Below are 10,391 nucleotides of genomic sequence, written 5' to 3'. Positions count from 1 at the left end.
CGCCACCAGGCGCTCGCGGCGGGCCGGGTCGGACAGCACGGCCCGCACCGCGCGGCCGAGCACCTCCGGGTCGCCCGGGGGCACCAGCACGGCGGCGTCACCGACCAGTTCGGGGATGCCGCCGACGGCGGTGGCGACCACCGGCACGCCGGCCCGCATCGCCTCCTGCACCACCAGCGAGCGGGCCTCCCAGCGGCTGGAGACCACCACCACGTCCGCGGCGGCCAGCAGGTCGGGCACGTCGGTGCGGTAGCCGAGCAGCCGCACCGGCAGCTTCTCCGCGGCCGTCCGCTCGCGCAGCGCGCCCGCCTCCGGGCCGTCCCCGGCGAGCAGCACCAGCGGCTCCGGGTCCAGGACGGACAGTTCCCGGGTGGCGTCCAGCAGCAGCCCGAAGGCCTTCTGCGGGACGAGCCGGCCGACCGCCAGCACCAGCGGACGGTCCGGGCCGCCGCCGAGCAGCGCGGCGCGCGCCTCGGTGCGGCCGAGCAGGCCCTCAGGCATCGGCGGCGCGGCCACCGGGCCCAACCGGGCGTCGCTGGCGCCCAGTTCGCGGGCCCGGGCGACGAGGTCGGAGGAGGCGCCGAGGACCAGGTCGGCGGCGCGCGCCACCCGACGCTCCATCAGCCGCTGCAGCCGGCGCTCCATGCCGGTGGCCAGCAGGGCGTGGTGCGAGGTGACCACCAGCGGGGTCTCGGGCCGCAGGCCCGGGAAGCGGCCGGCGGTGCGCAGCGCCAGGTCCGACAGCAGCCCGGCGCGCAGCCCGTGGGCGTGCACCACGTCGGCGCCGGTGAAGGCCCGGCGCAGCTCGCCGATCGCGGTGGCGTCGCTGCGGGCGCCCGCGGTGGGGGTGATGTCGACGGTGTGGAACCTGGCACCGGTGCGGGAGAAGCCGAACAGCGCGTCCGTGCCGGCCGGCGCGCAGACCGTGACGTTCACTCCGTGCGCGACCAGGCCCTGGGCCAGGGAGCGCACGTGCGCACCGATGCCGCCGGTGCTGGCGGCCAGGACGAGTACCACGTGCAGCTGCCCCGGCTCGGGGACGGCCGCGGTGGCCCGGGCGGCGGAATGGTCCACGTCGTCTCGCATCCGACTCGATCAGGTTCGCGCGCCGCTTCGCGAGGATTGCCCGCCGGGCGGCGCTCGGGGCTGGGAAGCCAGTGTCCAGCCGCCACCATGCCAGGTCGGCGGCCCTCTTGGACAGTCGGCGCCACCGGGGGCGCGTCGCCGACGTCCGACGCCCCCTTCGGGGCCCGTCGTCGAACTCGCGTCCGCGGGGCGAGTTCGAGGACGGACCCTATCGGCGGCGCGGTGCCCGGGCCGCGGCCAGCAGTTCCTCGGCGTGGGCGCGGCCCAGCTCCGAGTCCTCCAGACCGGCCAGCATCCGGGAGAGTTCGCGCACCCGCTCCTCGTCGTTCAGCACCTTGACACCGCTGCGGGTCACGGTTCCGTCGTGGGTCTTCTCCACCACCAGGTGCCGGTCCGCGAACGCGGCGACCTGCGGGAGGTGGGTCACCACCACGACCTGGGCGGACTCGGCCAGCTTGGCCAGCCGGCGGCCGATCTCGACCGCGGCCTTGCCGCCGACGCCCGCGTCCACCTCGTCGAACAGGTAGGTGGGGACGGGGTCGGCGCCCGCGAAGACCACCTCGACGGCGAGCATCACGCGCGACAGCTCACCGCCCGAGGCGCCCTTGGCGATCGGGCGCGGCTGGGCGCCCGGGTGCGGGGCGAGCAGCACCTCGACCTCGTCCACGCCGTGCGGGCCGTACGCGACGGTGCGCCCGTCGAGCTCGATCCCGGCCAGGTCGTCGACCCTGCTGATCGCGAAGGTCACCCGGGCGTGCGGCATGGCCAGTTCGGCGAGTTCGGCGGAGACCGCCTCGGCGAACCGCCCGGCCGCGGCGTGCCGGGCCCGCGACACCTCGGCGGCCAGCTCGGCCAGCTCGGCCCGCAGCTCGGTCTCCCGGGCGCCGAGTTCGTCGATCCGGTCGTCGTCGCCGTCCAGCTCGGCGAGCCGCGCGGCTCCGGACTCGGCCCAGGCGATCACCTCGGCGAGCGAGTTCTCCTCGCCGCCGTACTTGCGCAGCAGCTGGGCCAGGACGGCCCGGCGGTCCTCGACGGAGGCTAGGCGCACCGGGTCGGCGTCCAGGTCGTCCGCGTAGCCGGCCAGGTCGCCGGCCACGTCGGCGAGCAGGTAGCCGACCTCGTTGAGGCGGTCGGCCAGGGCGGCCAGCCGCTCGTCGTGGTGGCGCACGGCGTCCAGGGCCCGGCGGGACTGGGCGAGCAGGGTGCCCGCGTCCAGCGCCTCCGGGTCGACCGGGTCGCCGGCCAGGGCGGCGTGGGCGAGGGTCGCGGCGGAGGACAGCGCGTCGGCGTGGCCGAGTCGCTCGGCCTCGGCGGCCAGCTCCGTGTCCTCGCCGGCCACCGGTTCGGCGGCGGCGATCTCGTCCAGGCCGAAGCGCAGCAGGTCGGCCTCCTGGGCGCGCTCGCGGGCCCGGGTGGTCAGCTCCTCCAGGGTCGCGGAGACCTCGCGCAGGGCACGGTAGGTCTCCCGGTAGCGGGCCAGCGGCTCGGCCACCGCGGCGCCCGCGTACCGGTCCAGCGCGCCGCGCTGGCGGGCCGGGCGCAGCAGGCGCTGCTGGTCGGTCTGGCCGTGCACGGCGATCAGGTCCTCGCCGAGTTCGGCGAGGAGGCCGACCGGCACGGACCGGCCGCCCACGTGCGCCCGGGAGCGGCCCTCGGCGGAGACGGTCCGGCTGATCAGCAGCGCGCCGTCGTCCAGTTCGGCCCCGGCCTCGATCGCGCGGGCCGCGACCGGGGAGTCGGCGGGCAGTTCCAGCCGGCCCTCCACGACGGCGCGTCCGGTGCCGTTGCGCACCAGGCCCGGGTCGGCGCGTCCGCCGAGCAGCAGGCCCAGGCTGGTGACGACCATGGTCTTGCCGGCGCCGGTCTCCCCGGTCACGGCGGTGAAGCCGGGGGCGAGTTCGACCACCGCGTCGTCGATGACCCCAAGATCCCGTATCCGCATCTCGTCCAACACGGAGACGACCTTACGAGGTTCCGCCCCCGGCGCGCGACGAGCGACAACGGCGCGCGGCAACTCCGTGCCCGGAAGTTCATCCCTTCCGGGGGTCCCCGGCGGGTACCGGCACGGTGCACCAGGGCAGGAAGAGCTGCACCATCGGGCCGATGGCCAGGGCGTACGCCACGGTGCCGACCCCGACGGTGCCGCCGAGCAGCAGCCCGACGGTGAGGACCGTCACCTCGATGCCGGTGCGGATCAGCCGCAGCGAGCGGCCGGTGCGCCGGTGCAGGCCGGTCATCAGGCCGTCGCGCGGGCCGGGGCCGAGCCGGGCGCCGATGTAGAGGCCGGTGGCCAGGCCGTTGAGGGCGATCGCCGCGGCCGCCAGGGCGATCCGGGCGGGCAGGGCGCCGGGGGTGCCGACGATCCGCAGGGTGAGGTCCATGGCCGTGCCGATCACCAGGACGTTGGCGGCGGTGCCCAGGCCCGGGCGCTGGCGCATCGGGATCCACAGCAGCAGGACGAGGGCGCCGCAGATCGTCACCCAGGCGCCGACCGAGAGCCCGACGGTGCGCTGCAGGCCCTGGTGCAGGACGTCCCAGGGGTCGAGGCCGAGGCCGGACCGGAGCATCAGGGCCGCGCTCGCGCCGTACAGGGCGAGGCCGACGAACAGCTGCGGGATCCGGCGGCCCAGGGCGCGGGTGTCGCCGAGCACCCGCTCGGCGAGGGTCCGGTGCCCGGTGCCCGGTGCCGGCGCGGTGGTCGTGGTGGTCGCGGTGGTCGTGGTGGTCGTGGTGGTGGCTGCTGCCGGTGTGGTCGTGGTGGCCACTGCTGCTCCTGCGGGTGGTGCTGCACCCCCGGAGAGGCCCGGCGGTGGCGGACGGTGCGGCCGCCCTGCCATGATGTCCAGGCCAATACGGCCCACTCCAGGGCCAATACCGAGCAAGTGGACTGATCGCGATGGCCGACTGGCACACCACCGTCACCCCGCCCGCCCTGGCCCGGCTGCTCGCCACCGCCCGGCTCCCCGAACCGGCCTCCGCCCGCCGCCCCGCCTACCGCACCCTGGCCGGACAGATCCGGCTGCTGGTCACCGAGGGCCGGCTGCCGGTCGGCGCCCGGCTGCCCGCCGAACGCGAGCTGGCCACCGCCCTGGCCCTGAGCCGGACCACCGTCGCCACCGCGTACGAGACCCTGCGCGGCGACGGCTACCTGCGCAGCCGGCGAGGCTCGGGCAGCTGGACCGCCCTGCCCGAGGGGGCCCCGCCGCCCGGCGAGGCCCTGCACCCCGTCCCGCCGGACGAGCAGGGCCGCATCCTGGACCTCGGCGTGGCCGCCCCGCCCGCCCCGCAGCCCTGGGTCGGCCGGGCCGCCGCCCGGGCCGTCGAACAGCTGCCGTACTACGCCGCCGGGCACGGCCACTACCCCACCGGCGTCCCGGTGCTGCGCGAGGCCGTCGCCCGCCGCTTCACCGAGCGCGGGCTGCCCACCACCCCCGACCAGATCCTGATCACCACCGGCGCCATGGGCGGGCTGCACCTGCTCCAGCGGGTGCTGATCGGCCGCGGCGACCGGGTCGCCGTCGAGGCGCCCAGCTACGCGCACACCCTCCAGGCGCTGCGGCTGACCGGCGCGCGCCTCGTCCCGGTGCCGTACACCTGGACGCCGCAACCCGCCTGGGACCTCGACGAGTGGCAGCGGGTGCTGCGCGGCGCCGGGCCCAGGGTCGCGTACGTGATACCGGACTTCCACAACCCGACCGGCGCGCTGATCGACGAGGAGCAGCGCCGCCGGCTGCTGGCCGCCGCCCGGGCCGCCGGGAGCATCGTGCTGGCCGACGAGACCACCGCCGAGCTCGGCTGGGGCCTGCCGCCCGGCACCCCGCTGCCCCGCCCGACGGCGGCACTGGACCGCTCCGCCCAGGTGGTCACCGTCGGCTCGGCGGGCAAGCTGTTCTGGGGCGGTCTGCGGATCGGCTGGGTCCGGGCCGCGCCCGCGTTGGTGCGCCGACTGGCCACCGAGCGGGTCTACAGCGACGTCGGCACCCCGGTGCTGGACCAGCTGATCGTCGCCGAGCTGCTGGGCGAGCCGCTGCCCGAGGTGCGGGAGCACCAGCTGGCCCGGCTGCGGGCGACCGCGCGGGCCTTCGCCGCCGCCCTGCCCGAGCGGCTACCGGGGTGGAGCTTCACCATGCCGCCGGGCGGGCTATCGCTCTGGGTCTCCACCGACGGCCTGTCCGGCGCCGCGCTGGCCCGGGCCGGGGAGCTCGCCGGGGTCCGGATCGCCTCCGGCAACCGCTTCGGCTCGGACGGCGCCTTCGAGCACCACATCCGCATCCCGGTCACCGTGGCCGCCACGACCGTCCCCGAGGCCGTCGAGCGCCTCGCCGCCCTGGCCGCCCGAGCGGCGGCCGGCGGCCGGCTCGAACCGGCCGACGAGGCCCAGCCGCTGGCGGTCTGACGGGCCCGCCGGGGCCGGTGCGCCACCTCACGGAGAGTCAGAACCCTTGGCGCGCACCGGCTTCGGCACGGGAGTGCGGTCGCTGCCGGGCCGTACCGCCGCTAGTGGTGGTCGGCCCGGCCACGCCAACCCGTCACCGGCAGCGCGAACTTGGCCACCAGCCGGTCGGTGAACGGCGCCCGGTGCAGTCTGGCCAGCCGCACCGGGGTCCGGCCCCGGCGGACCTCCACCCGCGCCCCGGCGGGCAGTTCGACCGAACGGCGCCCGTCGCACCAGAGCACGCCGTGCGGGGTCTTGGGCTGCACCTCGACCGCCAGCACCGACTCCGGCGAGGTCACCAGCGGGCGGGCGAACAGCGCGTGCGCGGAGATCGGCACCATCAGCAGCGCCTCCACCTCCGGCCACACCACCGGCCCGCCGCCGGAGAACGCGTACGCGGTGGACCCGGTCGGTGTCGCGCACACCACGCCGTCGCAGCCGAAGTTGGAGACCGGGCGGCCGTCCACCTCGGTCACCACCTCCAGCATCCGCTCCCGGGCCGCCTTCTCGATCGAGGCCTCGTTCAGCGCCCAGTCCTCGTGCACCACGTCGCCGTTGGTGCGGACGATGACGTCGATCGTCATCCGCTCCTCGACCTCGTAGTCGGCGTCCACCACCCGCTCGACCACCACGGCCAGGTCGTCCCGCTCTGCCTCGGCGAGGAAACCCACCCGGCCCAGGTTGATCCCGAGCATCGGCAGCCCGTGGGAGCGCGCCAGCTCCGCCCCGCGCAGCAGCGTCCCGTCCCCGCCGGCCACCAGGATCAGCTCGCAGCCGTCCGCCGCACCGGGGCCCTCGGCCACCTTCTCGACGCCCTCGGGCAGGTCCAGGTCCACCGCCTCGGCTTCCAGCAGTCTGATCCGGAGCCCCGACTTCAGCAGCCCCTGCACCAGGGCCTCGACGCTGCGCAGCGCCGTCTCCCGGCCGGTGTGCGCGATCAGGAAGACCGTACGTTCTTCATCGCTCATGCCGCTGCCCTCTCCCTAACGCCTACCGGGTCGCCCTTGGCCCCGGTGCGGCCGCGCCATCCGAACACGGCGGGCCGGACGCTCGCAAGGCACCCTACCGGGGCCCCTCCGCCACGGCCCGGTCCGCGTCCGCGGGGTCCAGCCGCGGAGCGTCCCGGCGCAGCCAGAGGAAGTACTCGACGTTGCCGGACGGCCCCGGCAGGGGGCTCGCAGTGACGGCCCGCACGCCCAGCCCGAGCTCCCACGCCTGCCCCGCGACCTGACGCACCATCTCGGCGCGCAGCTGCGGGCTGCGCACAACCCCGCCGCTGCCCAGCCGCTCCTTGCCGATCTCGAACTGGGGCTTGACCATCAGCACCAGGTCCGCGTCCGCGGCCGCGCAGGAGGCGAGGGCCGGGAGCACCAGGCCCAGCGAGATGAACGACAGGTCGCCCACCACCAGGTCCACCGGGGTGCCGCCGATCAGGTCCACGGTCAGCTCGCGCACGTTGGTGCGGTCCATCACGGTGACCCGGTCGTCGCTCTGCAGCGACCAGGCGAGCTGCCCGTAGCCGACGTCCACCGCCAGCACGTGCGCGGCCCCGGCCCGCAGCAGCACGTCGGTGAAGCCACCGGTGGAGGCGCCCGCGTCCAGCGCCCGGCGGCCCTCGACCACCAGGCCCTGCGGGACGAAGGCCGCGAACGCGCCGGCGAGCTTGTGGCCGCCGCGCGAGACGTAGTCGGGGTCGTTCTCGTCCTTCGCCACCACGACCGCCGCCGAGGTCTCCACCTGGGTGGCCGGCTTGGTCGCGGTGGTGCCGCCGACGGTCACCCGCCCGGCCGCGATCAGCTCGGACGCGTGCTCGCGCGACCGGGCCAGCTTGCGGCGGACCAATTCCGCGTCGAGTCGACGTCGTGCCACTGCCACTGGTGCTTCAGCTCCTACGGATCCTGCGGGTCATTCCTGGTCGAGCGCGGCCAGTGCGTCGACCAGCCGCTGGTGAACATCTTCGTACACCGCGACGTGTGCCTCCGCCGGGACCCCGTCCAGGGCCTCCAGCCGGGCCAGTCCGGCATCCACCCCGGGGTGGCCGGTGGGGGCCAGGTCGACGCCGAGCGGCTCGGCCTGCCGGACGGACGCGGGCAGGTGGTCGGTCCCGACCGGGCGGACGGACTCCGCCGGGCGGACGGGGTCGGCCTGCCGGGCGGACGCGGGCGGTTCACTCGTCTCGGGCATCGGGCTTCTTCGTGCTGGTGGCCTTGCGGACGGTGGTCTTCCTGGTCGCCGCGCGCTTGGCGGGCGTCCCGGGCTGGGCCTCGGCCTGCTTGGCGGTGGAGGTCTTCTTGACGGTCGTCGTCTTCTTCGCCGCGGCCTGCTTGGCCGCCGTCTTCTTCGTCTTCGCCGCCGGCTTCCCGGCCGCGGCCTTCTTCGCCGTGCGCTTCCTCGCGGCGCTCTTCTCCGCGGCCGGCTCCTCCGACGGAACCGGGGTCACCGGGGTCGCCGCGGACAGCGGCGGTACGGGCGGGTCCACCTCGACCGGCTCGTCCACCTCCACCCGCTCGGCGACTATCGGTTCACCGGACGCCGGGGCCTCCGACCGCTCCTCCTCGAACTCCCAGCCGCGCCCGAACAGGTCCGCGGCCCGCGGCGCCGGCACCGGCTCCTCGGCCTCGTCCGCCCCCGGCCCGGACCCGGCCGGCGGGGCCTCCTCCTCGACCTCGCGCAGCTTGGTCTCCAGGTACGCCAGCACCACGCCGACCTTGGTCACCTGGTCGCCGACCTTCTCGAAGACCTTCTCCGCCTCGTTGCGCGCCACGCCGACCGCCAGGTCCACCCCGGCGCGCCCGGCGGTGACCGCCTCCCCGGCGAGGGTCTGCAGGGTCTCCACCGACGGCGGGAACTGGCCGCCCAGCCGGCGCTCGACCCCGGCGACGTCGACACCGGCCTTCTCCAGGATCGAGGTCGCCGTCCCGACGACCAGCTTGCCGACCTCCTCGACCACCCCGGCAGCGGTCTCCACCACTCCCCGAACCGTCTTCGGCAGCATCCGGGTGCCTCCCAATCGCCTGTGCGCGTCGCTCCGCGCCGTCAGTACCCGGGCGCCGTTCGGGCACCCCACCGACGACGCTACCGCCAAAACCCTCCTGAGGTACCGTGGCCCGCGTCAGCACCGTAGCGACACGGGGAGGTGGCCGCGCCGTGGCGAACGCCGAGGAGTGCCGGGAGGCACTGGAGCAGCTCAGCCGGAACATGGCGAAGTCCACCGGCGACGTCCGCAAGGCCGCGGCCCTCGACCGCTCGCTCAGCTGCCGGATCACCGACCTCGACCTGACCTTCAACGGGCGGCTGCGCGACGGCCGGATCCAGGACGTGGTGGCCGCCCCCGGCCCGCCGGCCGGGAAGGCGGAGATCCGGCTCACCATGAGCAGCGACGACCTGGTCGCGATGGTCGACGGGCGGCTCGGCTTCGCCTCCGCGTGGGCGAGCGGCCGGGTCAGGCTGGAGGCGGGCTTCCGCGACCTGCTGCGGCTGCGCACCCTGCTCTGAACCCGGCGCTCCGAACCCGGCCCCGGCGCCGGTCTGCACCGGAGTGCCTCGACCCGGCACCGGTCTGAACCCGGGTGCCTCGACCCGGGTCCGTCTGAACCCGGGTCAAGGCACCCGCTCGCTCAGAACCCCAGGTCGGCCAGCGCCTTGCGGCCGTCCACCGGCGCACCGCCCGCGTCCAGCACCGTCCACGCCGCCGCGCACAGCGCCCGCAGCCCGTCCCAGCGGTCCCCGGCCCCGGACAGCCGCAGCACGCCGCCCTCGACGCCCGCGACCCAGCCGCCGCAGCCGAAGCCGCCGGCCACCGCCGCCACCGCCGGGTGCGGGACGAGCAGTCCGCGCAGGTCCGCCGCCAGGTAGGTGGGCCGGTGCTCGACCGGGGCCGCCAGCAGCAGCTCCGGGGTGGTCACGCCGGTGAACACCAGCAGGCTGTCCACCCCGCCGTTGAAGGCGCCCTCGATGTCGGTGTCCAGGCGGTCCCCGACCACCAGCGGCCGCTCCGCGCCGGTGCGCAGTACGGTCTCCCGGTGCATCGGCGGCAGCGGCTTGCCCGCGACCTCCGGCTCCACCCCGGTCGCCGCCCGCACCGCCGCCACCAGGGTGCCGTTCCCGGGCGCGATGCCGCGGGCCCTCGGCACCGTCAGGTCCAGGTTGGACGCCACCCACGGCAGGCCGCTCTGCACGGCGTACGAGGCCTCCGCGAGGTCCGCCCACCCCACCGAGGGGTCGAAGCCCTGGACCACCGCGAGCGGCCCGTCGGCCAGCGAGCGGACCGCGACCAGCCCCAGCTCGGCCAGCGCCTCCTCCAGGCCGGGGCCGCCCACGACCAGCACCTTCGAGCCGGCGGGCACCTTCTCGGCGACCAGCCGCGCGGCGGCCTGGGCCGAGTTGATCACGTCGGCCGGCTCGGCGGGCACGCCCAGCTCGGTCAGGTGCTCGGCCACCACCCGCGGCGGGCGGGAGGCGTTGTTGGTCACGTACGCGAGCCGCATCCCGGCCGTCCGGGCGGCGTCCAGCGCCTCCACCGCGTGCTCGATCGCGTGGGCGCCCGCGTAGACCACGCCGTCCAGGTCCAGCAGCGCGGTGTCGTACGCGTCGGTCAGCGGCCGCTCGCTGCCGCCGGGGGCGGTCCGTCGCACGGGGGTGGCCGTCTCGGTCATGGCTGCGCTACCTCATTCACTGCGTCGTCACTGCGTCGTCGTTCACTGCGTCGTCCGGGGCGCACGCCCTCGTGCGCTCCGGCGGTCCGGCCCGCTGTCCGGCCCGGCGGTCCGGTGCGGCGGTCCTCTGGTCGCCTACGCCCTCGCCGGCAACATGAACGTCGACATCACCAAGGACGCCCTGGGCCAGGACGCCGACGGCAACGACGTCTTCC

11 protein-coding genes are annotated in these 10,391 nt (G+C 76.1%); 3 read left to right on the top strand and 8 right to left on the bottom strand.

Features of this window, described 5'->3' with window-relative positions:
* The 3 genes from AB0E96_RS32500 to AB0E96_RS32490 all read right to left on the bottom strand — a co-directional run.
* The coding region (locus tag AB0E96_RS32500) for a glycosyltransferase family 4 protein (RefSeq protein WP_359829376.1) at nucleotides 1-1,086 on the bottom strand (1,086 nt) is incomplete at its 3' end.
* A 208-nt stretch (nucleotides 1,087-1,294) separates the two neighbouring features.
* Complete coding sequence (recN, locus tag AB0E96_RS32495; protein WP_359829377.1) at nucleotides 1,295-3,028, bottom strand: DNA repair protein RecN; 1,734 nt, start codon at nucleotides 3,026-3,028, stop codon at nucleotides 1,295-1,297.
* An 88-nt stretch (nucleotides 3,029-3,116) separates the two neighbouring features.
* Nucleotides 3,117-3,851: a hypothetical protein gene (locus tag AB0E96_RS32490; RefSeq protein ID WP_359829375.1), complete on the bottom strand. Its 735-nt coding sequence runs from the start codon at nucleotides 3,849-3,851 to the stop codon at nucleotides 3,117-3,119.
* A 131-nt stretch (nucleotides 3,852-3,982) separates the two neighbouring features.
* Here AB0E96_RS32490 and AB0E96_RS32485 point away from each other — a divergent pair, with 131 nt between their 5' ends.
* The gene (locus tag AB0E96_RS32485) at nucleotides 3,983-5,482 is read left to right on the top strand and encodes a PLP-dependent aminotransferase family protein (protein ID WP_359829374.1); all 1,500 of its coding nucleotides are present in this window, start codon (nucleotides 3,983-3,985) and stop codon (nucleotides 5,480-5,482) included.
* Between the two features lie 101 nt (nucleotides 5,483-5,583).
* Here AB0E96_RS32485 and AB0E96_RS32480 read toward each other — a convergent pair whose 3' ends face one another.
* The 4 genes from AB0E96_RS32480 to AB0E96_RS32465 all read right to left on the bottom strand — a co-directional run bounded on the left by AB0E96_RS32480 (nucleotide 5,584) and on the right by AB0E96_RS32465 (nucleotide 8,492).
* Complete coding sequence (locus AB0E96_RS32480; RefSeq protein WP_359829373.1) at nucleotides 5,584-6,489, bottom strand: NAD kinase; 906 nt, start codon at nucleotides 6,487-6,489, stop codon at nucleotides 5,584-5,586.
* 94 nt (nucleotides 6,490-6,583) lie between these two features.
* The gene (locus tag AB0E96_RS32475; RefSeq protein WP_359829372.1) at nucleotides 6,584-7,390 is read right to left on the bottom strand and encodes a TlyA family RNA methyltransferase; all 807 of its coding nucleotides are present in this window, start codon (nucleotides 7,388-7,390) and stop codon (nucleotides 6,584-6,586) included.
* A 36-nt stretch (nucleotides 7,391-7,426) separates the two neighbouring features.
* Nucleotides 7,427-7,705, bottom strand: coding sequence for a hypothetical protein (locus tag AB0E96_RS32470; protein ID WP_359829371.1), 279 nt, complete (start codon nucleotides 7,703-7,705; stop codon nucleotides 7,427-7,429).
* On the bottom strand, nucleotides 7,689-8,492 hold the full coding sequence (locus tag AB0E96_RS32465; protein WP_359829370.1) for a hypothetical protein: 804 nt from the start codon (nucleotides 8,490-8,492) through the stop codon (nucleotides 7,689-7,691). Before AB0E96_RS32465 ends, AB0E96_RS32470 begins: the two co-directional genes overlap by 17 nt.
* 176 nt (nucleotides 8,493-8,668) lie before the next feature.
* Here AB0E96_RS32465 and AB0E96_RS32460 point away from each other — a divergent pair, with 176 nt between their 5' ends.
* Complete coding sequence (locus AB0E96_RS32460) at nucleotides 8,669-9,016, top strand: SCP2 sterol-binding domain-containing protein (protein ID WP_359829369.1); 348 nt, start codon at nucleotides 8,669-8,671, stop codon at nucleotides 9,014-9,016.
* A gap of 122 nt (nucleotides 9,017-9,138) precedes the next feature.
* Here the strand turns inward: AB0E96_RS32460 and AB0E96_RS32455 are convergent, their stop codons facing one another.
* Nucleotides 9,139-10,176, bottom strand: a complete 1,038-nt coding sequence (locus AB0E96_RS32455; protein ID WP_359829368.1) for an HAD-IIA family hydrolase — start codon at nucleotides 10,174-10,176, stop codon at nucleotides 9,139-9,141.
* Between AB0E96_RS32455 and AB0E96_RS32450 the strand changes: the two genes are divergently transcribed.
* Nucleotides 10,175-10,391, top strand: a 217-nt coding sequence (locus tag AB0E96_RS32450) for a hypothetical protein (protein ID WP_359829367.1), incomplete at its 3' end; no start/stop codon positions are given. The two genes, AB0E96_RS32455 and AB0E96_RS32450, sit on opposite strands and share 2 nt — an antisense overlap.

Origin of the sequence: Kitasatospora sp. NPDC036755, from assembly GCF_040636595.1 — a bacterium.
Lineage (GTDB): Bacteria > Actinomycetota > Actinomycetes > Streptomycetales > Streptomycetaceae > Kitasatospora.
The sequence above is the reverse complement of the archived record's forward strand: the minus strand, read 5'-3'. Positions and strand labels throughout refer to the sequence as shown.